General features: G+C 61.9%; 23 protein-coding genes. 7 read left to right on the top strand and 16 right to left on the bottom strand.

Annotation, left to right across the window (positions count from 1 at the left end):
• Positions 1-11: 11 nt before the first annotated feature.
• Positions 12-359 (bottom strand): hypothetical protein, encoded by a 348-nt coding sequence (locus tag ATY75_RS25250; protein WP_088939799.1) that lies wholly within the window; start codon positions 357-359, stop codon positions 12-14.
• A gap of 275 nt (positions 360-634) precedes the next feature.
• Here ATY75_RS25250 and ATY75_RS25245 point away from each other — a divergent pair, with 275 nt between their 5' ends.
• Together ATY75_RS25245 and pncA are read left to right on the top strand one after the other, a co-directional pair.
• Entirely contained in the window at positions 635-1,138 is a 504-nt protein-coding gene (locus ATY75_RS25245) for an EF-hand domain-containing protein (protein WP_088939645.1), read from the top strand.
• A 224-nt stretch (positions 1,139-1,362) separates the two neighbouring features.
• Complete coding sequence (gene pncA, locus ATY75_RS25240; RefSeq protein WP_088939644.1) at positions 1,363-1,992, top strand: bifunctional nicotinamidase/pyrazinamidase; 630 nt, start codon at positions 1,363-1,365, stop codon at positions 1,990-1,992.
• Between the two features lie 205 nt (positions 1,993-2,197).
• On the opposite strand, the gene ATY75_RS25235 is transcribed toward pncA, so the two are convergent.
• A complete protein-coding gene (locus ATY75_RS25235; RefSeq protein ID WP_088939643.1) occupies positions 2,198-2,443 on the bottom strand; it encodes a DUF2164 domain-containing protein in 246 nt (81 codons plus the stop codon).
• Between the two features lie 132 nt (positions 2,444-2,575).
• Here ATY75_RS25235 and ATY75_RS25230 point away from each other — a divergent pair, with 132 nt between their 5' ends.
• Together ATY75_RS25230 and ATY75_RS25225 are read left to right on the top strand one after the other, a co-directional pair.
• Positions 2,576-3,307 carry an AzlC family ABC transporter permease gene (locus ATY75_RS25230; protein WP_088939642.1) on the top strand — a complete coding sequence of 244 codons (732 nt, stop codon included), beginning with the start codon at positions 2,576-2,578 and terminating at the stop codon, positions 3,305-3,307.
• A 3-nt stretch (positions 3,308-3,310) separates the two neighbouring features.
• The gene (locus ATY75_RS25225) at positions 3,311-3,619 is read left to right on the top strand and encodes an AzlD family protein (RefSeq protein ID WP_088939641.1); all 309 of its coding nucleotides are present in this window, start codon (positions 3,311-3,313) and stop codon (positions 3,617-3,619) included.
• Between the two features lie 23 nt (positions 3,620-3,642).
• Here the strand turns inward: ATY75_RS25225 and ATY75_RS25220 are convergent, their stop codons facing one another.
• Positions 3,643-5,478, bottom strand: coding sequence for an aminopeptidase P family protein (locus ATY75_RS25220; RefSeq protein WP_088939798.1), 1,836 nt, complete (start codon positions 5,476-5,478; stop codon positions 3,643-3,645).
• 277 nt (positions 5,479-5,755) lie between these two features.
• On the opposite strand from ATY75_RS25220, the gene ATY75_RS34740 reads away from it, so the two are divergent.
• Positions 5,756-5,929 (top strand): hypothetical protein, encoded by a 174-nt coding sequence (locus tag ATY75_RS34740; protein WP_172599188.1) that lies wholly within the window; start codon positions 5,756-5,758, stop codon positions 5,927-5,929.
• A 413-nt stretch (positions 5,930-6,342) separates the two neighbouring features.
• Here the strand turns inward: ATY75_RS34740 and ATY75_RS25215 are convergent, their stop codons facing one another.
• Together ATY75_RS25215 and ATY75_RS25210 are read right to left on the bottom strand one after the other, a co-directional pair.
• The gene (locus ATY75_RS25215; protein WP_088939640.1) at positions 6,343-7,221 is read right to left on the bottom strand and encodes a 50S ribosomal protein L11 methyltransferase; all 879 of its coding nucleotides are present in this window, start codon (positions 7,219-7,221) and stop codon (positions 6,343-6,345) included.
• 68 nt (positions 7,222-7,289) lie between these two features.
• Complete coding sequence (locus tag ATY75_RS25210; protein WP_064839661.1) at positions 7,290-7,892, bottom strand: SCO family protein; 603 nt, start codon at positions 7,890-7,892, stop codon at positions 7,290-7,292.
• A 319-nt stretch (positions 7,893-8,211) separates the two neighbouring features.
• On the opposite strand from ATY75_RS25210, the gene ATY75_RS25205 reads away from it, so the two are divergent.
• Positions 8,212-8,682, top strand: a complete 471-nt coding sequence (locus tag ATY75_RS25205; protein ID WP_003541378.1) for a chemotaxis protein CheW — start codon at positions 8,212-8,214, stop codon at positions 8,680-8,682.
• 301 nt (positions 8,683-8,983) lie between these two features.
• Here the strand turns inward: ATY75_RS25205 and ATY75_RS25195 are convergent, their stop codons facing one another.
• Both ATY75_RS25195 and ATY75_RS25190 read right to left on the bottom strand, forming a co-directional pair.
• Complete coding sequence (locus ATY75_RS25195; protein ID WP_064839663.1) at positions 8,984-9,475, bottom strand: CreA family protein; 492 nt, start codon at positions 9,473-9,475, stop codon at positions 8,984-8,986.
• A gap of 176 nt (positions 9,476-9,651) precedes the next feature.
• On the bottom strand, positions 9,652-10,242 hold the full coding sequence (locus tag ATY75_RS25190) for a 3'-5' exonuclease (protein WP_088939638.1): 591 nt from the start codon (positions 10,240-10,242) through the stop codon (positions 9,652-9,654).
• A gap of 283 nt (positions 10,243-10,525) precedes the next feature.
• Between ATY75_RS25190 and ATY75_RS25185 the strand changes: the two genes are divergently transcribed.
• Positions 10,526-11,062, top strand: coding sequence for a GNAT family N-acetyltransferase (locus ATY75_RS25185; RefSeq protein ID WP_088939637.1), 537 nt, complete (start codon positions 10,526-10,528; stop codon positions 11,060-11,062).
• Positions 11,063-11,094: 32 nt separating this feature from the next.
• On the opposite strand, the gene ligA is transcribed toward ATY75_RS25185, so the two are convergent.
• The 9 genes from ligA to ATY75_RS25140 form a co-directional block, all read right to left on the bottom strand.
• Positions 11,095-13,251, bottom strand: a complete 2,157-nt coding sequence (gene ligA, locus ATY75_RS25180) for an NAD-dependent DNA ligase LigA (RefSeq protein WP_088939636.1) — start codon at positions 13,249-13,251, stop codon at positions 11,095-11,097.
• Positions 13,252-13,702: 451 nt separating this feature from the next.
• A complete protein-coding gene (locus ATY75_RS25175; protein ID WP_088939635.1) occupies positions 13,703-14,230 on the bottom strand; it encodes a DUF6886 family protein in 528 nt (175 codons plus the stop codon).
• A gap of 75 nt (positions 14,231-14,305) precedes the next feature.
• Complete coding sequence (recN, locus tag ATY75_RS25170; RefSeq protein WP_088939634.1) at positions 14,306-15,979, bottom strand: DNA repair protein RecN; 1,674 nt, start codon at positions 15,977-15,979, stop codon at positions 14,306-14,308.
• A 5-nt stretch (positions 15,980-15,984) separates the two neighbouring features.
• Entirely contained in the window at positions 15,985-16,854 is an 870-nt protein-coding gene (locus tag ATY75_RS25165) for an outer membrane protein assembly factor BamD (protein WP_171899790.1), read from the bottom strand.
• A 243-nt stretch (positions 16,855-17,097) separates the two neighbouring features.
• Positions 17,098-18,054, bottom strand: a complete 957-nt coding sequence (gene lpxC / locus ATY75_RS25160) for a UDP-3-O-acyl-N-acetylglucosamine deacetylase (RefSeq protein WP_064839677.1) — start codon at positions 18,052-18,054, stop codon at positions 17,098-17,100.
• A gap of 261 nt (positions 18,055-18,315) precedes the next feature.
• The gene (ftsZ, locus tag ATY75_RS25155) at positions 18,316-20,031 is read right to left on the bottom strand and encodes a cell division protein FtsZ (protein WP_088939633.1); all 1,716 of its coding nucleotides are present in this window, start codon (positions 20,029-20,031) and stop codon (positions 18,316-18,318) included.
• Positions 20,032-20,086: 55 nt separating this feature from the next.
• Positions 20,087-21,418 carry a cell division protein FtsA gene (gene ftsA / locus ATY75_RS25150; RefSeq protein WP_003565034.1) on the bottom strand — a complete coding sequence of 444 codons (1,332 nt, stop codon included), beginning with the start codon at positions 21,416-21,418 and terminating at the stop codon, positions 20,087-20,089.
• Positions 21,415-22,347, bottom strand: a complete 933-nt coding sequence (locus ATY75_RS25145) for a cell division protein FtsQ/DivIB (RefSeq protein WP_088939632.1) — start codon at positions 22,345-22,347, stop codon at positions 21,415-21,417. Before ATY75_RS25145 ends, ftsA begins: the two co-directional genes overlap by 4 nt.
• Positions 22,335-23,261, bottom strand: coding sequence for a D-alanine--D-alanine ligase (locus ATY75_RS25140; protein WP_088939631.1), 927 nt, complete (start codon positions 23,259-23,261; stop codon positions 22,335-22,337). The genes ATY75_RS25145 and ATY75_RS25140 overlap by 13 nt, the downstream gene beginning before the upstream one ends.
• Between the last annotated feature and the right edge of the window lie 166 nt (positions 23,262-23,427).

Genomic DNA, 23,427 nt, shown 5'->3' with positions numbered 1-23,427 from the left:
AGCGAGAAGGTTCATCCGAGCATCCGCATGCTTCCAAGACCGAGCATGTCGTTGACGAGCGCGATGCCGATTCCTGCGGCGACGATTCCCAATCCGATCAGAAAGAGCCGGCGCGACCGATCATATTTGACGGCAAAGAGGGAGTCGCGCGCCAGCAGATCGGCGAAGACCTTCACCTGAATGGCTATGCCGATGGTCAGGAACAACATCGGCAGGATATCGATGCGGCTCCAGTCATTGGGATTGGAAACCCAGACACTGATGAAATTAAGAGAGAAACCGAGGATGATCCCGGCCGCCGTCAGCGACCCGTTGCGGAACGTCGCATCGATCTTCTCGTTCGGCTCTGGCTCGGACATGGCTTCGCTTCCGGCTTGGGTCTGAGCAAGAAAGGCAGAAATCGCGGCCGGGAGCAAGATCGGCCTCGCATCGCGCTTCCGCGACCGGTGCAGAACTCCATCCGATCGAACCCATCTGCCTATAAAAACACAATAATTCCAAAAAGATACCTTTGGTAACCGAAAAGTTAACGTGTCAAAACGTCGCTTTGACGCTTGGCGCAAATCAGCTTAGCCCGGAATCTGCCCGCCCATGAAAGGCGGGCTTCACGACGAACTTTTCGAAGGAGGTTCAAGTGACCAGTGTTTCATCTCTCGGCAGCGCCTTATCCCAATACCAGTCTCCGCTTTCCAGCCTCGACAAGAATGGCGACGGCGTCATTTCCCCGGATGAGCTCGCCGCCGCATCGCAGTCCTCGTCATCCGGCACGGCTGCGACATCAGACGACGGCGACGATAGCAGCGCCGATATCGTCAAGAAGATCACCGCCGACATTCTGTCGCTGATGCTGTCTCTGCAGAAGACCGACGGCACGGATGATCAGAGCGACGGCAGCGATCAGGGCGACGACGATTCCAAGGGCGTCTTTGCCGCGATGGATAGCAATGGCGACGGCAAGTTGACCGAGTCCGAATTCCTCGCCGCCGATCCGAACAAGATTAATACGTCAGGCGATAGCGACCCGCTCCTCACCAAAGTGCTGAGCGACATGCAGACGGCCCTCCAGGCCCACCGCAATACCTACGGCGCTTCCGCCGCAGCGGATGATTCCACAGCCGATGGCGTGACCGCGGCATAGTTCGGCGTGGGGCTCCGCCGGGGGAGCCTCGGTCCGCCGGACGCAAGAGCGTCTTGCGCCGTCCTCCCATTTCGACACAAGAGTCACCTCCACCTATCGCACTGATTGTATTAGCACATTCTTTTTCAGCCGATTGCTACCGCTAGTGCCAGATTTAACACTTGCGCGTCCGCGCCCGGAAATCCACAAGTTGATATTGCGATAAAGCGAAGGGACTGGCCTTGATGAAAGCGCTGCTGCTCGTCGACATTCAGAACGGCTTCTGTCCGGGCGGCAATCTGCCGGTGCCGGATGGCGACAGGGTGGTTCCCGTCGCAAACAGCCTGATCGACAGCGGCAAATACGACCTGATCGTCGCCTCACAGGATTGGCACCCGCCGGGCCACGGCAGCTTCGCCTCGGCCCATCCGGGCGCCGCGCCTTTCGAGATGGGCGAGCTGTCGGGCAAGCCGCAGATGATGTGGCCCGACCACTGCATTCAGGGCACGCTCGATGCCGAACTGCATCCGAAGCTGAAATCGGAAGAGATCGACCTGATCCAGCAGAAGGGCGAGGATCCCGATATCGACAGCTATTCGGCCTTTCGCGACAATGACCGCGATGCCTCGACCGGCCTTTCCGATTTTCTCGAGGACCAGGGTGTCACCGATCTCGACGTCTGCGGGCTGGCGACCGACTATTGCGTCAAGTTCTCCGCGCTCGACGCGCTGGAGATGATGCCCGGTGTGCGCGTCCGCTTTATCGAGGACGCAAGCCGCGGCATCACCCCCGAAGGCGTCGCCGCCGCCGTCGACGAGATGCGCGCGCATGGCATCGCCGTGGTCAACAGCGTGGACGTGCTTCTGCGCGAATAGATCGGCGCCCTATTTGAGCAGGTACACGTCGAAATCTCATCCCTTCCGGCAACCGGGCCGAAGCGCTTGATGAGGCCTGATTGACCTTTCCATCCCGGACACGACCTGTAGAGCAGCAGGATAACCGAAGCGCAGATGCCCCAACTTATGATGTGGGCGGACTTACGCTTGCGCAGGTAGGGAATCTGAAAGGTCGCGACGCTCTTCAGAATTTTTCCTCCCTCTCAAGCAGATGGATATCCTCGGCAAGGTCTTCTACTCTCTTCAACAAGGCGGCCTGGGCATCTCTCAGCCCTCGATTGTAGAAGTACGGCCCGATCTCCTCGGCGAAGAAATCGAGCAGGAATTCAGCCGGCAACGCACCAATGGGATCGAGTTCTCGATCGAAATAGGCGCGGATGCGCAAAACGATCTCAGCCTTTTCGTCCTTCGAAAATTCAATCTTCTTCATGAGGTTCTCTCCGGTCGATGTGATCAGGACTTTGATGCTTCAGCGAAATCGATCGGTCAATCAACGAAATTCAATTGCCGCAGCAGGCCATAGCCCATAAGTGAAAGCTGAATTTCCAACAGGATCATTCCCATGAATCGCGCCGACTTTGTTGAAGGTTTGCGGGGCGGCTCCGCCGTTGCGCTGGCGTCGGCACCCTTCGGCGCTCTGTTCGGGGCGCTCGCGGTCGAAAACGGCCTGTCGCTTTCTGAGGTCGCGTTTATGAGCGCCACCGTCTATGCCGGCGCCAGCCAGATGGTCGGCATCGAGCTATTCGGTCACCATGTCCATGCCTGGCTGATCGTGCTGTCGATCCTCGCCGTCAATTTCCGCCACGTGCTCTACTCGGCGGCCTTGGCGCGCTATATCGGCCATTTCACGCCGGTGCAGAAATTCTTCACCTTCTTCCTGCTCGTCGATCCGCAATTTGCCGAGGCGGTGAAGCGCAGCGAGGCCGGCAAACCGCTGACCTTCGCCTGGTATTTCGGCTTCGGCATCATCATCTACATCCCCTGGGTGCTGATCAGCGTCGTTGGCGGCATGCTCGGCGGCTTCATCGGTGATCCCAAGGCCATCGGCCTCGATATCCTGCTGCCGGCCTATTTCCTCGGCATCGTCCTCGGCTTCCGCAAGCGCGACAATTTCCTGCCGGTGGCGCTCGTCAGCGCGGTGGCTTCCGTGCTCGCCTATCGCTATGTCGGCTCGCCCTGGCATGTGAGCCTCGGTGCGGCCGCCGGCATCGTGCTCGCTGCCCTGTTGCCACTGCCGCCGCAGGAGCCCGATCTTGAAGTCGACGCCCTGCAACCCGAAGTGCGGGAGGTCTGAGCCATGGAATTCGATCTTCACATGGCGCTCGTCATCCTCGCCGCCGCGGTCGCCACCTTCGCCACACGCATCGGCGGCTACATCCTCATCACCCGGATGAAGAGCATCCCTCCGCGCATGGAGGCGGCGTTGAATGCCGTGCCGGCCGCCGTGCTGACGACGCTGGTCGCGCCTGCCTTCTTCATCGGCGGCTGGGACTCGAAGCTGGCGCTGATCGTCGCCCTCTTCGTCGGCCTGCGTTTCAGCCATACATGGATGCTGGTCGCTGCCTGGATCACCGTGATGATCTGGCGCCATAGCGCCGGCGTCTGAGTCCGGCGGCAGACGCCATTATCCTAATATTCCAGCGGCAGCGTCGCGTTTTCGAGCCACGCTCTGACGTCGTGGTCGTGGATCAGCGGCATCAGCGCCTCGCGCGTGCGGCGGTGATAGTCGTTGAACCAGTGCAGCTCGTCATGGGTCAGAAGCTCCGGAATAACGAGGCTGCGGTCGATCGGGCAGAAAGTCAGGGTTTCGAAGCCGAGCATGGCCGCATCGCCGCCGTCGATCTCCTCTGCCCCGCGCACATAGATCAGGTTCTCGATGCGGATGCCGAAGCTGCCGGGCCGGTAATAGCCAGGCTCGTTCGACAGGATCATGCCGGGCAGCAGTTCCTGCGTCGAAAGCCTGGAGATACGCTGCGGCCCCTCATGCACCGAGAGATAGGAGCCGACGCCATGGCCCGTGCCATGCGCGAAATCGGCCCCTGCCCGCCAGAGCGCAATGCGCGCCAGCGGATCGAGGTCGCAGCCGCGCGTGCCCTTCGGGAAACGCGCCGTGCTGATCTGGATCATGCCTTTCAGCACCAGTGTGAAGAACCGCCGATGCTCCTCTGAAACCGCCCCGATGCCAACTGTGCGAGTGATGTCGGTCGTGCCGTTGATATATTGCGCGCCGGAATCGATCAGGAAAAGTTCGCCGGCCTCGATCGTCCGGTTGGTCTCGGTCGTCACGCGGTAGTGCATGATCGCCGCATGTTCGCCGGCCCCGGAAATCGTGTCGAAGGAAATCTCCTTCAATGGGTTCTGCATGTTTTGGCCGACCCGGGCGCGCGCCGCTTCGAGGTGCTCGGCGGCGGCAATCTCGCTCACCGTGCCGGGTTTTTCCTGCGACAGCCAATAGAGGAACTCCACCATCGCCGCTCCATCCTGCAGATGTGCTGCGGCCGAGCCATTGATTTCGACGTCGTTCTTGACCGCGCGCGGCAGCTTGGCGGGATCGGCGCCCTCCACCCCTTCGCCGCCCGCCTTGCGGATGATCTCGGCCAGCGCATAGGAGGCGATATCAGGGTCGATCAGCACCCGGCCGCCATCCCTGGAAACAGCAGCCAGCCTCTCCTCCAGCGCCGAGGGCGGCAGCTGCGTGCAGATCTGCGCGAGATAGGCCTCCGGCTCGATGCCGGTCTTGCGCTTGTCGAGGAAGAGCTCGGCCCGCCCGTCGGCATGGACGATGGCGCGCGCCAGCGGATGCGGCGTATGCGGCACGTCGGCGCCGCGGATGTTGAAGATCCAGGCAACCGAGGAGGGATCGGCGATCAGCACCGCCGCAAGGTTTTTCTTCGAAAGATCGGCGGCGATCGTAGCGATCTTTTCCCTTGCCAGCACCCCGGCTTGCGCGACATTCTGGATGCTGACGGCACCGAGCGGCTCGGCCGGCCGGTCGCTCCAGAGCCTGTCGAGCGGATTGTGCGGCAGGAAGGTGAGCGTGCCGCCGATCTGCGAAAGCGCTCGTTCCAGACGGCGCACCTCAGCACCGGCATGCAGCCAGGGATCGATGCCGAGCCGAAGACCCTTGGCTCCGTTTGCGGCCAGCCAGAGATGCGGCGGCTCATTGACGAGATCGCCGCCCGAGAAGACCGAACCGTCGACCTGTTCTGCAAGCTGCGTCACATAACGCCCATCGACGAAGACGATCGCCTGGGTACGCAGGATCATCGCAACGCCTGCCGAGCCCGTGAAACCGGTCAGCCATGCCAGCCGCTCCGAACAGGCGGGAACATATTCGCCGTTGAACTCGTCGGCGCGCGGCACGAGGAAGGCGTCGATTACAAGCGAATCGAAAGCGGCGCGCAACGCCGATACGCGATCCCTGCCGAATTGGGGCGTGGAGGTGACTTCGAAGGACTGGAACATGCTGGAAACCCGAATGGTTGAGACGAATCCGGTAAAGGGGATGCCGGCCATGTTAGCGAAATTTCAATCGATGGGGAGAAAAAGCGACGAAACGAGTCGAACCCTGGGTGCCGCCCAATATTTTGACAGAACTGTGACGCCAAAAGTTAATTTGGCACGCTTTATGCATTGGCCGCATGGCTCCCATGAGGGAAACCCTCTGCCTCGGCTTTTCAGAATAGCTATATAGGCGGCATCGAACGGTTCGCGATGAACCCGCAACAAAGGAATTTTTGAAATGACCGCCTCTCTCTCGCGCTTCGCATACAGCAGCCCGGTGCAGGCTGGCGAACGCCAGACCGTACGTCACGTTATCGGCGCCCGCCGGCCGCAGAACGACGACAGCCTCAAGCTGCTCGGCGCCAGCCAGCGCGCCACGCGCCACAACGGCGCTCCCAGCTACGCGTTCTAAGTCTGAAAGCCCGTCCGTCTCCTCCCTCCCGGACCGGCCTATTGGAATGCAGTAGAGCCCGCTCGAGCGCTCCTCCCCTTGAGCTCGCGGGCATTGGCCGGATAGACCGGTCCAAGGCGGTGCCATCGGCACCGCCTTTTTAGTTGTGTTGAGGCGAGTTTGATTATTTTCGGGGCGGTGCAAAGAATGGTTTCGCCTCGGTGAAATGCACAACCTCTCCTCCCTCATCCCTGTGCTCGTCACAGGGATCCAGCGCACCCAAGTCCTTGGGCGCGGGAGACTCTTCAAAGTCTGCTGGAGTCATTCACGGCGCGGACGCGCAGTGGCTGGATTCCTGTGACAGGCACAGGAATGAGGGTGGGGAGGAGGCGGAGCGGCGACAGCAGGCGTGCTGCAGACCCAGCCTCAGAAACTCACGGCCGATCGAAATGGATCGTCACCCAGCCGTTCCGCCAGATCGTCCTGACATGCCGAAGCTTCGCGCCGCTATAGGCGGCGATCACCTTCCAGCGCTGCGCGGCGAGAATGCCCGAAAGGATCACCGAGCCGCCCGGTGCCAGATGCGTCGCAAGCTTCGGCGCCATGCGGATCAGCGGCCGGGCGAGAATGTTGGCGATGATGAGATCGAACGGACCATGCTCGGAAAAGGCCGTCGAATGAAAGCCCGGCGCAGTCCGGGTGGCGATGCCCGACGCGATGCCGTTGCGTCGCACATTCTCCGCCGCCACCCGCGTCGCGATCGGATCGATATCGGTGGCGAGCACCGGTATGTTCTTGAGCTTGCGCACCGCAATCGCCAGCACGCCGCTGCCGGTACCGAGATCGAGGGCGTTGCGGACCGGGCGCGAGCGCACCACGCCGTCGATGGCCTCGAGGCAGCCGGCAGTCGTACCATGATGGCCGGTTCCGAAGGCCTGGCCGGCATCGATCTCGATGGCGATATCGCCGGGGCGCACCTTGTCGCGGTCATGCGAGCCATGCACGAGGAAGCGCCCGGCCCTGACGGGTTTCAGCCCCTCCAGCGATTTCACCACCCAATCGACATCGGGGATGACCTCCCGCTCCAACCGGGCATCGGGGAAAGAGGCCCTCAACGCGTCCTCGACGCGAGAATGCACCTCGGCCTCGTCCTCGGCCATCATATAGATCGAGGCTTCCCAGATATCCTTCTTCTCATCGATTTCGGTGGTGCCGATGGCAAAGTCTTCTTCGCCGAAGACTTCGCTCAAAAGGTCGAGGATCTCTTCGGCCCGGCTTTCGGTCGTCGTCACGTAAAGGCGGATTTCACTCACGATAGGCGGTCTTTCCCGTTTCCGTTGCCCGCCACCGGTCGAGCCAACGCCCCATCACGCTGAAACCATCACCCCTTGTTGACGAGATTCTCCAGCTTCTTTACCGCCGTGTCCGGGTTTTCGCCATAGGCGATCGTTCCGGAAAACCGCCCGGCCGAATCGAGCAGGAAGACCGAAGCCGTATGATCCATCGTATAGTCGCCGTTCGGATCCTTCTCGTCGACCGGCACCTTCTTGGCGTAGACGCGGAAACCCTTGATGACCTCGGCAATCTTGTCCGGCGGGCCCGAAATGCCGGTAATGCGCTTGGAAACGTTGGAGACGTACCCATTCATGATCTCCGGCGTGTCGCGTTCCGGATCGACGGTCACGAAAAAGGCCTGCAGCTTGTCACCCTTCGGATCGACCTTCTCCATCCAGCCATTCAGCTCGAAAAGCGTCGTCGGGCAGACTTCCGGGCAATGGGTGAAACCGAAGAACAACGCCGTCGGCTTGCCGCGCAGCGCCTGCTCGGTGATCGGCTGCCCACTCTGCGAGACCAGGGTGAAAGGAACACCGAAGGGCGCCTCCACCGCCACATCCCCCGATTTCAAAGGATACCACCTGATAAAGCCTAGAACCCCGGCAAGTATCAGGACACCGACCCAAACGGCAATGCGGAATGTCTTCATTGGCGAGATCCTCGATCCAGGCGGATGTGCCGCCCGCCTCTGCCGGCGTGATTATAGTCTCGACCGAAGGCGCGCAACTCAACAATATGTTTTCTGACCCGTGATTAATTGTCTCATCGGTCAGGCCGTCCCCGACCGGAAATCGGCCCCCCAGAAATCAGCACGGATCAAAAAAGCAATGTTTGTGAACAGCTTGCCTTCACAGCGACGGGCAATCTCAAAATACATATCGTTAGGAAAGACTTAAGCCGTCACATCTATATTTAACGGCGGTTCTGCATCGCTACTCCGCCGGGGATAACTGGGAAGAATTCTGACCATGAACAACAACAACGCCATCAAGCAGTCGGGCGCTTATCTCGAAATCGTCTCGTTCCACCTGGGCGACCAGGAATTCTGCATCGACATCATGGCCATCCGCGAAATCCGCGGCTGGGCGCCGGTAACGCCGATGCCGCACACCCCGCCCTACGTGCTCGGCCTCATCAACCTGCGCGGCGCAGTCATCCCCGTCATCGACATGGCCTGCCGCCTCGGCATGAAGATGACCGAGCCCTCCGAGCGCTCGGCGATCATCGTCACCGATATCGCCGGCAAGCTGGTCGGCCTGCTGGTCGAGCAGGTTTCCGACATGATGACCATCAAGAGCGAAGACCTGCAGCCGCCACCGGAAATTATTCCGGAAGCCCAGCGCGCCTTCTGCCGCGGCATCGTCGCCCTCGAAAAGACCATGGTCTGCTTCCTGAACCTCGATACCGTCATCGCAGACGAACTGACTCAGGCCGCTTGATACTTTTCCATTCTGGTGTTGGAAGGCCCGGCTCGTCCGGGCCTTTTGTTTTGAAGACCGATTCCCCGCCAATCTCTCCAAGGGCATGGCACACCCTCTCCTCCCTCATCTCTGTGCTCGTCACAGAGATCCAGCCACCGCGCGTCCGCGCGGTGAATGACTCGATGCGGTTTGAGGAAGAGTCCTCCCGCGCCAACGACTTGGGTGCGCTGGATCCCTGTGACGAGCACAGGGATGAGGGAGTTCCGTGAGAGGCCTCAGCCAAGAGAAACTGTGCCCTGCGGTACCAACCTGCAGGCGACTACGGCTTCCCATTCTTCCATGTCACATTCTGCCCATAGAGCGGAATCGTCGAAATAGACATCTTCGCCGAACCATCCGTCAGCTCCCGCGAGTGAGCGAGATAGATCAGCGTATCGTTGGTCTTGTCGTAGATGCGGTTGACGACCAGCGTCTTCCAGATCAGCGACATGCCTTGGCGGAACACTTCGCTGCCATCCTTGGACAGGTCGATATTGCCGATCTCGATCGGTCCAGTCTGCCGGCAGGCGATGGAATTGTTGGACGGATCTTCGAACCAGTTACCGTTCTTGAACCGGTCGATGAGGCTGCGGTCGAAATAGGTGACGTGGCAGGTAACGCCCTTGACCTCCGGATCGGAGACCGCCTCGACGATGATGTCGTTGCCGATCCAGTCGACCCCGACCTTGCCGACGACTTCGGCCGCGGCGGCGCCGGCCGAGAGGGCAGCGAAGGAGAAGGCGGTGAGGAGAAGATTGCGCAGCTTGGACATGACGGCTCCTGAGAGCGCCGCGTGTCCGACCGGACGCGCTAAGGACGCTCTATCGCTTTGAATCTGCGCATAATCCTTTCCGAAAATCGATTCCGATTTTAGGTGTTGTGCGCTGATCCGCATTCTAGATAAGTACGTCCCGATGCTTTGCAAGAAAGGCCGACTGCGGGAAACGATCAGCCTTTCCGGCAGGTGCAGGGCTCATAGGCCCGCGCCGTCAGCCGGCCGGGCTTCATGCCGATCAGCGCCGGTATGGCGTGAACGGCATTGGCCTTGACCGCTTTCGCCATCTCGATGGCAGCGGCCGCGCAGACGACGGCGTCCTCGGCGGCGTTGTGGTGCACGAAACGCAGGCCGAGATGCTCGGCGATCAGGTTCAGCCGATGCGAGAGGAAGTGCGGCCAGATCCGCTGCGCCATCTTCAGGCTGCAGAGATAGGTCAGTTCCGGATAGGATTGCCGGTAGAGATCGAGGCACGCCCGCCAGACGCTGAAATCGAAGGCGGCATTATGCGCGATCATCGTCGCGCCGCTGATATCCTCGTGGAACTCGTCCATCACCTCGGGAAATTCGGGCGCATCCTCGACGTGCTCCGGCCGGATGCCGTGGATAGCGATGTTCATCCCGGAAAAACGCATGTCCCGCGGCCGGATCAGCCGCTCCTCGACACGAGTGACCCTGCCCTCCTCGATCCAGGCAAGGCCGACGGAACAGGCGCTGCCGCGCTGTTCGTTCGCCGTCTCGAAGTCAATCGCGATGGTCTTCAAATTAGTACCCGAATCATTTCCTCGGGAACAGAAATACCGCCCCGCTCCCGGCCGCGCAAATTCGGCACGACGGACGGTTGACATTTCACCCCGCATATCCAAACCTGCCGCCATGATCGGCTCAGTGACCATGGCAGCGCTTATTCATCACACCACGACCCTTGAAGGGTACGCGGGAGCGATGGCGCGTTAGCAGCGATCCGATCATCCCGAAAACCCTGCCGAGGCGAGCAGGGTTTTCCAAAACTCGGGCTCTCCTCCTGAAACGAACGGAGAGTAGCCAATGTCTGAAAACGAAGAGACTGAGCCTGGCCGCCGGGCGCGCCTGCCGGAAGGCGTCCTCGTGCGCGCCGTCCGCCTTGCCGATGCGGAGGAAATCACCGATCTGATAAATCTGCCAGGCTATCGGGCCGGCACCCTGCGGCCGCCGTACCAGAGGGTCGAAGAGGTACGCAAATACATGGAAAACCCGTCGCCGGGTGCGCTCAACCTCGTCGTCACCCTGAATGGCAAGATCGTCGGCAATTGCGGCCTCAACCGCCTCTCCGGCCGCAGACAGCACGTCGCCAGTCTCGGCATGGGTGTGCATGACGATTTCACCGGCCGCGGCTTTGGCCGCATCCTGCTCGGCGCCATGGTCGAGGCCGCCGACGACTGGCTGGATGTCAAACGGCTGGAACTGACCGTCTACTCCGACAACGACGCCGCCATCGGCCTCTACGAGACGTTCGGCTTCGAGCGGGAGGGCCTGCTTAAAGCCTTCGGCTTTCGAGCAGGAAAGTATGTCGACGCCTATACGATGGCGCGGCTCAGGTTGTGAGTGGACGAGGCTGGCGGCTTGCCGTCAGCCTCTCACCCGCTGATCAATGCCAGCCACTCGTCCTCGTCCATCGTCTGCACGCCGAGTTCGCGCGCCTTGTCGAGCTTGGAACCGGCGCCGGGGCCGGCGACGACGATGTCGGTTTTCTTCGACACCGATCCCGCCACCTTGGCGCCCAAGCTTTCCGCCCTCGCCTTCGCCTCGTCGCGGGTGAATTTTTCCAGCGAGCCGGTAAAGACGACGGTCTTACCAGCCACCGGACTGCCTGAGGTGACCGGCTGTTCGGCTTCCGCAGGCGTCACTTCCTCCAGCAGGAGGCCGATCACCTCGACATTGCGCGGCTCCTTGTAGAATTCGACCATGGCGCGCGCCACGACCTCGCCGATGCCCTCGATGGCGTTGAGATCGTTCCAGGCGTCGCCGGACAGCGGTGCTGCTTCCTTCATCGCCGTCGCAAAGGCTTCGTAGGTGCCGTAGGAGCGCGCCAGCAGCTTCGCCGTGGTCTCGCCGACATGGCGGATGCCGAGCGCATAGATGAAACGGTGCAGCGCAATGCTGCGTCGCTCATTGATCGCCGCATAGAGCTTGCCGACACTGACCTTGCCGAAGCCGTCGATATTCTCCAGCTTGGTCAGCGATTGCTGCTGGCGCTTCTCCAGCGTGAAGATTTCGGGGGCCGTGCGGATTTGCAGCGACGCATCCTCGTGTTCGAAGAAGAAGTCGATCTGCTTCGAACCGAGCCCCTCGATGTCGAAGGCGTTGCGCGAGACGAAGTGCTTCAGATGCTCCGTCGCCTGGGCCCGGCAGATGAAACCGCCGGTGCAGCGGCGCACCGAATCCATCTTGCCGGTCTTCTCGTTGACCTCGCGTACCGCATGCGAACCGCAGACCGGGCAGGTCTTCGGAAACTCGTAGGAGCGGGCATCGGCGGCGCGTTTTTCCATCACCACGTCGAGGATCTGCGGAATGACGTCGCCGGCACGCTGGACGATGACGGTATCGCCCTCGCGGATATCGTGGTCCTCTGGCCGGATGCGCTCGCCGCTATTGCCGATGCCCTTGATGTAATCCTCGTTGTGCAGCGTCGCATTGGTAACGACCACACCGCCGACTGTGATCGGCTTCAGCCGCGCAACCGGCGTCAGCGCGCCGGTGCGGCCAACCTGGATCTCGATTTTCTCGACCTCGGTGAAGGCCTGTTCCGCCGGAAACTTGTGCGCCGTCGCCCAGCGGGGGCTGCGCGAGCGGAAGCCGAGGCGCTGCTGCAGCTCGAGGTTGTCGACCTTATAGACGACACCGTCGATGTCGTAATCGAGATCCGGGCGCTCGAGACCGATCTCGTCGTAATGCGCCAGGATGTCGGCGACCGAATTCAGCCGCTTCATCAGCGGATTGACCGGAAAGCCCCATTTCTTGAAGATCTGCACCATGCCGAACTGGGTATCTTCAGGCATCTCCGCCATTTCGCCCCAGGCATAGGCGAAGAATTTCAGCTTGCGGCTCGCCGTCACCTTGGCATCGAGCTGACGCAGCGACCCGGCCGCCGTATTGCGCGGATTGACATAAGTCTGCTTGCCCTCCGCCTCCATCTGCCGGTTCAGCGCCAGGAAATCGCTTTTGGCCATATAGACCTCGCCGCGGATCTCCACCACGGCAGGCACACCCTTCGGCAATTCGTTGGGTATCTCGGCGATGGTGCGAATGTTGGCAGTGACGTTCTCCCCCGTCGTGCCGTCGCCGCGTGTGGCAGCCGTCACCAGCCTGCCGTTTTCGTAACGGATCGACATCGACAGGCCGTCGATCTTCGGCTCGGCGGTAAAGGCGATCGACTGGTCCGGCAGGCGGCCGAGGAAGCGATAGACGCCGGCGACGAAATCCTGCACGTCCTCCTGCGAAAACGTGTTGTCGAGCGACAGCATCGGCCGCGCATGGACGACGGGTGAGAAGGTGACCGAAGGCGCAGCCCCCACCCGCCGCGACGGGCTATCCGCGCGGATCAGCTCGGGAAACCGCACTTCCAGCGCATCGTTGCGGCGTTTCAGCGCGTCGTAATCGGCATCCGATATCTCCGGCCGGTCCTTGCCGTGATAGAGCGCGTCGTGATGCGCGATCTCCCTTGCCAGCCGCTCGAGCTCGGCGGCAGCCTCTTCGATCGTCAACGTGTCGACGGCGGAACCTTCGGTGGACATGGAACATCACTCCAGAGAATCTGGCATTGTTTTTAGAGCAAAATTGCCGGATGAAAAGAGAGGGGGAAGATGCCGCGTCGGGAAGTTTCTCTATTCTCAGTCCCAGGCATGACGCAGCCAGAGCTCGCAGGATGCAGCGCTTGGCATGCCGGATAGTCCCATCATCGGACAGGGCCGCCTACCTCTCTACCCTCATCCCTGTGCCTGTCACAGGGATCCAGCCACGGTGCGTCTGCGCCGTGAATGACTGACGACAGGCAAGGAGCTTCCGCGCCCAAAGACTTGGGCGTGCTGGATCCCTGTGACGAGCACAGGGATGAGGGAGATTGAGGTGAGCGTTCGCGCAAAATTTCAAGCCAGTGGAACGCTCATCACCGCCGTCGACCGAGGCAACGGCGAACACTGCCTTCAGCGTCAGGAGGAAGTGGTACAGCTCGCCGCACTCCCCGCCCTATTCCCACTCCCGCGCATTGCGCAACCGGATACCGCTGACATGCAGGCCCGTGTTCCACAGATCCTTCAGCGGCCGGAGACTATCGACCACCCGAAGTTCCGCCCCACGCGGCGCAAACTCCCGATCGAGCCGTGATATGGCAATCCGCTCCGTCGGAATGAAGCGCCGGCGGCACACCCACATGCCCGCATCGCCGAGGTCTTCGAAATCCTCAGCCGGCATCTCATAACGATAGATGGCCTCTGCCTCGAGCCTTTCCAACCAATGGCGTTCGACGAAGGCGACAGCGCGCCAATCACCGAGCCAGCGCCGCCGTTCGGCCTCCGACGTATCCGGCGTTGCCCAGATCAGGATGCGCGGGCAGTCGCGCGGAAAGAGATACATGAAGTCGTGATCGCCATCGATCGCCCAGACGAGCGGGCCATTCAGCCATTCCTGGCCGGCGGGGCGAATGGAGGGGATGCGGACCGGGCGCGGTTCGAACACGGCAATATCGGTATCATCGCTGAAATGGAAAAGACGCATCGTAAGAGATCACCGCTGATCGAGTGATTCGCATAATGTGGATCGGAATGCCTGTCACGGCGGCCGGTCTGGCGATCAGCCGTTGCCGGCCAGCAGCCGCTTCGCGGCCGCCCTCGCCTCTTCGGTCACCGAAGCCCCGGCCAGCATCCGGGCAATTTCCTCGGTGCGGTCCTTCTGCGCCATCGTCGCCACGCGTGTGGCGATCTTTTCAGATCCCTCGGCCGCCGGCCCCTTGGAAATCAGGAGGTGCGTTGCTGCCCTTGCGGCAACCTGCGGGGCATGCGTGACCGACAGCACCTGCACTCGCTCCGACAGCCGCTTCAGCCGCTGGCCAATCGCATCGGCCACCGCCCCGCCGACGCCGGTGTCGATTTCGTCGAAGACGAGCGTTGGGGCGGATCCGCGATCGGCGAGCGCCACCTTCAGCGCCAGCAGGAAACGCGACAGCTCGCCGCCGGAGGCGACCTTCATGATCGATCCCGGCCGCGTGCCCGGATTGGTCTGGACATGGAACTCGACGACGTCGATGCCTTCGGCAAGCGCCTCCTGCGCATCCGTGGTGATCTCGACCATGAACCGGGCGCGTTCGAGCTTCAGCGCCGGCAGCTCCGTCATGACGGCCGCAGCCAGCGCGGTGCCGGCGTGATGGCGCTTTGCGGAGAGCGAGCGCGCCGCCGTATCGTAATTCTCGTGCGCCAGCCCGACCTCGGCTTCGAGCCTGGCAAGCCTCTCCTCGCCCGCGTCGAGGTCGGCCAGATCGGCGATCATCCGGACGGCAAGCGCCGGCAGTTCGGTGACGGGTACGGAATATTTGCGCGAGGCGGCCCTGAGGGCGAAAAGCCGCTCCTCCACCCGCTCCAGTTCCCTTGGATCGTATTCGGTCTTGCGCAACGCCGCCTCGACTTCCATCTGGGCGTTGGAAAGCTGGTCGAGCGCGGCATCGAGCAGCGTCACGGTGTCTTCGAGCAGGCCGGGCGCCTCATGGCTCTTACGCTCCAGCCGGCGCACCAGCGAGGCGATATGCGGCACTGGCGAGGCATTGCCGTTCAGGAACTCGGACGCCTCGGCAATATCGCCGGCGATCCGCTCGGCCTTCATCATCTTCTGCCGGCGGTCCGCGAGTTCGTCCTCCTCACCATCCTGCGGCGAGAGCTTCTCGAGTTCCGCGACGGAGGAACGCAGATAGTCGGCTTCGCGCGCCGCGCCTTCCACCTTCTCACGGTGCTTCTTCAGCGCCCGCTCGCTGTCGCGCCACAGGCGATACAGCCGGGAAACCTCCGAAACCTCATCGGTAAGACCGGCGAAGGCATCCAGTAGCGTGCGGTGGGCATTGGTGTCGACAAGGGCGCGGTCGTCATGCTGGCCATGGATTTCGACCAGCAGCTGGCCGGCCTGGCGCATCAGCTGCACGCTGACCGGCTGGTCGTTGACATAGGCCTTGGTGCGCCCGTCCGCCGATTGCTGGCGGCGGAAAATCAGGTCACCCTCATCATCGATGCCGTTTTCACGCAGCAGCTTGCGAGCGCCGTGATCCATGCCGACGTCGAACACCGCCGTCACCTGGCCCTTGTCCTCGCCGTGGCGCACCAGGCCGCCGTCGCCACGCCCACCGAGCGCCAGCGACAGGCTGTCGAGCAGGATGGATTTGCCCGCCCCGGTTTCGCCCGTCAGCACGGAGAGGCCGGTCTCGAAGGCAAGATCCAGCCGCTCGATCAGGACGATATCGCGGATCGAAAGCTGGATCAGCATTGGCCTCAGGAACCGAGAAGAAGTTTCTTGCCTGCCGCAGCGATCCACGAGCCCTTGTTCTCACGCGGCTCGGCACCGCCGCTCTGCAGCAGCTTGTAGGAATCGGCGTACCACTGGCTGTCGGGATAATTGTGGCCGAGAACGGCAGCTGCCGTCTGCGCCTCTTCGACGATACCCATGGAATAATAAGCTTCGACGAGACGCGCCAGGGCCTCTTCGATCTGGTTCGTGTTCGGATATTTCTCGACGACGATGCGGAAGCGCGAGATCGCGGCGAGATATTCCTTCCGCTCCATATAGTAGCGGCCGATCTGCATTTCCTTGCCGGCGAGCTGGTCGCGCGCAAAGCGGATCTTCGCCTGCGCGTCGTCGACATATTCGGAGTTCGGATAGTTGTCGATGACCGCCTGCATCGCTTCGATCGTCTTGGCCGAGGCGCGCTGGTCCTGCGTCACGTCGACGATCTGTTTGGAATAGGTGAGACCGATGAGATACTGCACATAGGCGGCATCCTGCGATTTCGGATATTGCGACATATAGCGGTTGCCTGAGGCAAGCGCATCGTCGAGGCGGCCCTGGCGGTATTTGACGAAGGTGCTCATCACAAGCGCCTTGCGCGCCCATTCGGAGAACGGGTTCTCGCGGTCGATCGCGTCGAACTTGCGCGCCGCTTCCGCCATGTTGCCGGCCTTCATATTGGCAAGGCCCTGGGTGTAGAGTACGTCAGGCGGATCGGTTTCGAGGCCGAGTTTGGTGATGTCGATATCGGGATCCGACTGGCAACCGGATATCGAGGCGCCTGCGCTGAGCACCAGAAGCGATGCGAACAAAGCACGCGCTGTCTTCATCATACCTTCAGATCCTGCATAACCCATTCGAAAGAACCCCACTGCCGCCGCTCGCTCCACGGCAGCCACGCCTCGCTGGCGTTTCTAGCCATAAATGTGCATCAAGAGCAACGCAATGATAAGGCATTAACGCATTTTTGTGGCAGCAGCCGGGGAATGGCCGGCTTTTCCTCTTCTTCCCGGACCTGTGGCAGGAAAGCATCTGACCCGCGCACATAAAAAAACCGCCTCCGGGAAAGAGGCGGCCTGGTCTTTAGAATGTGCTGGAGGTCATGCCGACCAGGGAGCGAATTCCGAAGCGCTGACCGCGATCATTTCGCGGGCGGCAACGCGCTGGCGTGGCGTCGACGTCTCCACAACCTCATAGGCGGAGGGATCGGCGAGCAGCGCCTTCAGCGCATTGGCATTCATCTTGTGACCGCCGCGATAGGAACGGTAGCAGCCGATGAACGGGGCGCCGGCAAGCGACAGATCGCCGACGGCATCGAGCGTCTTGTGGCGAACGAATTCGTCCTTGGCGTAACGCAGCCCTTCGACGTTGATGACGGTGTTGTCGTCAGAGATGACGACGGAATTTTCGAGCGAGGAGCCAAGCGCATGGCCCGAGGCCCAGAGCCGCTCGACATCGCGCATGAAGCCGAAGGTGCGGGCACGGGAAAGCTCGGCCTTGAAGACGGCGGCGGTCATGTCACCGGCCCATTTCTGCCGGCCGATCAGCGGGCAGTCGAAATCGATCTCGACTTCGAAGCGCGTGCCGTCATAAGGACGGAATTCGCTCCAGGAGCCGCCATGCTCGATACGCACCGGCTTGGTGATACGGATATAGCGGCGTTTGACGCCGAGCGAGACGAGGCCCACCTGCTCGATCGCCTCGACGAAGGGCAGCGAGCTGCCGTCCATAATCGGCATTTCCGCGCCCTGCACCTCGATCACCACATTATCGAGGCCGAGCGCATAGATCGCCGCCATGACATGCTCGATCGTCGCGACCGAATGGGCCGGCGAGAAACCAAGTACGGTGCAGAGGTCGGTATTGCCGACCTGCGAGGAGACGGCCTTCAGTTCGGTGATGTCGCCATTGGCATGCAGGCGCTGGAAAACGACGCCGGTATCCGATTCGGCCGGGTTCAGCGTGATCGAAACATTCGCGCCCGAATGGACGCCGATGCCCGAAAGCGTCACGGGACGCGATACCGTCGTTTGAAAACCCAGCAAGCCAATTGCCATAAATTCTGCCTTTATTCTCCGCGCCTGCAGTCTGCCCAGTCGGCGCGGTCATCGTTTCATTCTGTACAAGGAGCCCGTCGAAAGGACTCCTGGGGCAGTTTCCTTACATCATACTTACGTGCGCCGGCGCTCCAATCCAAATCACTGTTTCTTTCGCTTTGTTACGAAGTCACGCGATTGAAATCGCTTGCGAATCACCAGCCGAAAAACAGCAATGCCCGGGACCTTGATCCCGGGCATGAACGGTACTGAGTGAGCCGCTCAGTTCGACTGGCGACGCAGGAATGCCGGGATTTCCAGCTGGTCGTCTTCCTGCATCATCCGGGCCTGCGGAACCGCCCGGCCCTGGTCGTCGAGATTGCCGCGGCGCGGTGCGTAGAGGCTTGCCTCGGGCGACAGCGGCCGGCGCTGCTGCGAAGCGGCCGGCGGAGCGGCCGTCATGTCGGCGGCAACGGCTTCGTCGTCGCGGCGGCCAAGCGAATTGGTGATTCGCTTCAGCAGGCCCATTGGACCGCGCTCTTCCACTGCATGCGCCGAAGCCGGCTGCGTGCGGTGGTCGAGTTCGGCCTGGACGACCGGCGGGAAATCCTCGACCTTCGGCATGCGCATCGGTTCGGGCGCCTGGCGGATGATCGGCTCCTGCCGGACCGGCTGCTGCTGGACGGGCTGGCTCATGACCGGCTGGTTCATGACGGGCGCCGGAGCCTGCTGCTGAACCTGCGGACGCATTGCCGGAGCTTCCGGTGCAGGCGCGAAGATCTTGCTCTGCGGACGGAAGGTTTCCTGCTGTACCACCGGCTGCTGCACCGGGGCGCTGGCACGCGGGGCCGGGAATTCGAGTTCGCGTTCCATCTCGGCTTCACGGATGGTCTGCGCGATCGGATCCACGGCCTTCGGTGCCTGCATCACGGGGGCAGGCTGAACTGCGGCCGCTGCCGGAGCAACAGCCGCGGAGGGACGGATAGCAGGCCGTGCGACCGGCTGCAGGTTGCGCTCGGCGGCTTCGCTGATTGCCCGGTCGATGCCGGTTGCGACGACCGAGACGCGGATGATGCCTTCAAGCGATTCGTCGAAGGTGGCGCCGAGGATGATGTTGGCGTCGGGATCGACTTCCTCGCGGATGCGGGTCGCCGCTTCGTCGACTTCGAAGAGGGTAAGGTCGCGACCGCCGGTGATGGAGATCAGCAGGCCCTGGGCGCCCTTCATCGAGGTCTCGTCGAGCAGCGGGTTGGCGATTGCAGCCTCGGCGGCCTGCAGCGCGCGGCCGGAGCCGGAAGCCTCGCCGGTGCCCATCATCGCGCGGCCCATTTCGCGCATCACCGAGCGGACGTCGGCGAAGTCGAGGTTGATGAGACCTTCCTTCACCATCAGGTCGGTGATGCAGGCAACGCCCGAATAGAGAACCTGGTCGGCCATCGCGAAGGCATCGGCGAAGGTCGTCTTGTCGTTGGCAATGCGGAAGAGGTTCTGGTTCGGAATGACGATCAGCGTATCGACAGACTTCTGCAGCTCCTGGATGCCCATCTCGGCCAGGCGCATGCGGCGCCCGCCTTCGAAATGGAACGGCTTGGTGACGACGCCGACCGTCAGGATGCCCTTGTTGCGGGCGGCCTGTGCGACAACGGGCGCTGCACCCGTGCCGGTGCCGCCGCCCATGCCGGCGGTGACGAAGCACATATGCGTGCCGTTCAGGTGATCGATGATCTCGTCGATGCACTCTTCGGCGGCCGCGCGGCCGACTTCCGGCTGCGAACCTGCGCCGAGGCCTTCGGTGACGTTGGCGCCGAGCTGGATGACCCGTTCGGCCTTCGTCATGGTCAGCGCCTGGGCATCCGTGTTGGCGACGACGAAGTCGACGCCCTGGAGACCGGCGGTGATCATGTTATTGACGGCGTTGCCGCCACCGCCGCCGACGCCGAATACGGTGATGCGCGGCTTCAGCTCTGTGATGTCAGGCTTTTGCAGCTTGATGGTCATGGTACCTGTTCCTTCTCTCTCTGGCCGCATCGCCACGCCGGCCAATCACTCAATTTCAGAAGCTTTCCTTCAGCCACTGGCCCATCCGGGCTATGCGGCTGTTATTTCCTCCAAGCGACATGAGCAGACCGCTCTGTGACGCATGTGTCTCCATGTCCGCGACCTGCGGATAGATCATCAGTCCTACAGCCGTCGAAAAGGCCGGACCCTTGGCCGCCGTCGGCAGTCCCGAGACGCCCATCGGACGGCCGATGCGGACGTTGCGGGCAAGGATGCGCCGCGCCACATCGGCAAGGCCTGTCAGCTGGCTGGCGCCGCCGGTCAGGACGACGCGCTTGCCGACGATCGGGCTGAAGCCGGAGCGCTGGATGCGGTCGCGGATCAGTTCCATCGTCTCTTCGATTCGGGCCGAAACGATGCGCGAAACCAGCGCCCGCGGCACCTGTGACGGCTGGTCGCGATCGTCCTCGCCGATCGGCGGGATCGAGATCAGCTCGCGCTCGTCGGAAGAATTCGAAAGGGCCGTGGCATGAACGACCTTCAAACGCTCCGCATCCTCGATGCGGGTCGAAAGGCCGCGCGCCAGATCGGTGGTCACGTGATGGCCGCCGAGGCCGACGGCGTCGGTATGAACGAGCTTGCCTTCGGCAAAGACCGAGATCGTCGTCGTGCCGCCGCCCATGTCGATCGCCGCGCAGCCAAGCTCGACCTCGTCGTCGACGAGAGCCGCAAGGCCCGATGCATAGGGCGTCGCAACGATGCCTTCGACCGACAGGTGCGCACGGTTGACGCTGAGCTCAAGGTTCTTCAGTGCCGAGCGCTCCGCCGTCACGACATGCATGTCGACGCCGAGCGCATCGCCGTACATTGCCAGCGGATCGCGGATGCCGCGCTCGCCGTCGAGCGAAAAGCCTGTCGCCAGCGAATGCAGCACCGAACGGTCCTGGCGCAGCGACTGCTGGCAGGCGGCCGACAGCACCTTCTTCAAATCGTTGAGTTCGACTTCCTGGCCGCCGAGATCGATCGTCGCCGTGTAGATATCGCTGCCGAGACGGCCGGCCGTCAGATTGACGATCAAGCTCTCGACAGTCAGCCCCGCCATGCGCTCCGCCGCGTCGACGGCGAGTCGGATGACGCCTTCCAGCGCGTCGAGATCGGCGATCACGCCGGTCTTGATGCCGCGGGACCTCTGGTGGCCGATGCCGATGATCTCGATATTGTGCGTGCGGCCCGGCAGGATCTGGCTTTCCTCACGCGGCGTCAGCCGGCCGATCATGCAGACGACCTTGGTCGAGCCGATGTCGAGCACGGAAACGACATGCGACCGCTTCGACGAAAGCGGCTTAAGACGCGGCAATCCGAAATGGGACGAACCGAACAAGCTCATATATTCTGCCCCGTCTTCTTCAATTCTTTCGTGCGCTCCGTCACAGCCGTCTGCCGGCGCACTGCGGCCTCCGGCGTCAGCTGGATCGCGGTTCTGTCGGACAGCCTGAGATCGACCGCGGCAATGTCGCGCTCCAGGAGCTGATGCTCCTTGTCGAACTTCGAAAGCGTCGCCAGCGCCTGGTCGATCCCCTCTTCCGGCAGCTTGACGACGACGCCGTTATCCATGTGCAGATCCCAGCGACGGCCCGATATCCAGACATAGGCCTTCACGCGGGCCTTCACGTCGGGCCATTTCGAGAAGGCCTCGTCGAGCGACGCCGCCGCCGTTTCCGCATCGCGGCCGACGACCAGCGGCAGCGCCGAAAATTTGTTGTCGCGCAGCGGCGCAATGACGCTGCCGTTCTTCTCGATCAGCGAAAGCTCCTGCCCGTGCTGCCAGATCGCATAGGCCTGACGCTCCTTGAGCTTCACCTCGATCGTCTTCGGATAGATCTTGCGGACTTCGACATTCTCGACCCAAGGCAGATGCGCGATCTTCCGGCGCGCCGCGTCGACATCGAGGGCGACCAGCGAGGTCGTGCCGTCGAGGCCGATCAGTTGCAGGATTTCGATTTCGGACGTCTCCGAATTGCCCGAGACCTTCACATCTTCGATCGCAAAACCCGCCGCCGTCGTCGTCGCCTGCGCGACGGCTTCGGTGTGACCGCCGAGCGACATGCCGTAAAGCCCAGTCGCAGCCAGGAATGCGACCGCCGAAACGGTGCCCGTATGGGCCGGAATGTAGATGCGGCCGCTGCCGAGGCTGGTCAGGAAACGGGTGACACGGCGCAGCGGACGCGGCAGCACGAATCGCTCCTCGGCTTCCATGACCGGAAGCACGGCATGATGGCTGGGGCGCCCTATCCTCTTGACCGTCAACGCAAACAAGACGCGTCCTCCACCATCCACCGGAGAAACTCACCAAAGGAATAGCCGGCATGGCCGGCCATTTCGGGCACAAGCGAGGTTGGAGTCATGCCTGGCTGGGTATTGACTTCCAGCCAGATGATTTCGCCGTCTTCGGAGAAACGATCGTCGTAACGAAAGTCGGACCGACTGACGCCGCGACAACCGATTGCCTGATGCGCCCTTAGAGCCAATGTTTGTATTTTTTGGTAAATATTCGGTGAAATTTTCGCCGGGATGACGTGTTTTGAACCGCCCGCCGCATACTTGGAATCGTAATCATAAAAATTGTGTCCCTGCGGCACCACCTCGGTGACGCCGAGCGCCGTCTCGCCCATGACGCCGCAGGTGAGTTCGCGGCCATGGACATAGCGCTCGACCAGCACTTCTTCGCCGTAGTGCCACTCGGACGAACTGACCACCTGGGGCGGATGCGCCTGATCTTCCGTGACGATCACGACACCGAAGCTCGACCCCTCCCGGACAGGCTTCACCACATAGGGCGGCTTCATCGGATGCGTCGAGGGAAAGGCGAAACGGTTGACCACCTGCGATTCGGCGACCGGAATGCCGGCAGCGGCAGCGACAAGCTTGGCCTTGTCCTTGTCCATCGCCAACGCCGAGGCAAGCACGCCCGAATGGGTATAGGGGATCTCGAGATATTCGAGAATGCCCTGAATGGTGCCGTCCTCGCCGAACGGGCCATGCAGCGCATTGAAGACCACATCGGGCTTCAGCGCGGCAAGCTTTTCGGAAACATCGCGCGCCACGTCGATACGCGTCACGTCGAAGCCTTCCGCTTCGAGAGCTTCTGCGCAAGCCTTTCCCGAGGAAAGGCTGACAGGCCTTTCCGAGGAAAATCCGCCCATCAGGACAGCGACATGCTTGCGACTCATCAATACCCCCAAAAATAACTTTCATTCTCGAAATCGACGCTTGCGCGAAGCTTTCGGCGCCGTTTCAGGCCTTTGTCCGACCCGCATGCATTAGAGCATCATTATGGTTAATGAAGTGTTTACTTTCGTTAACTTCATCTTGCCCAGTGCGGCATTTGTCCCTGCT

Origin of the sequence: Rhizobium sp. N122 (assembly GCF_002211295.1) — a bacterium.
GTDB lineage: Bacteria > Pseudomonadota > Alphaproteobacteria > Rhizobiales > Rhizobiaceae > Rhizobium.
The sequence above is the reverse complement of the archived record's forward strand: the minus strand, read 5'-3'. Positions and strand labels throughout refer to the sequence as shown.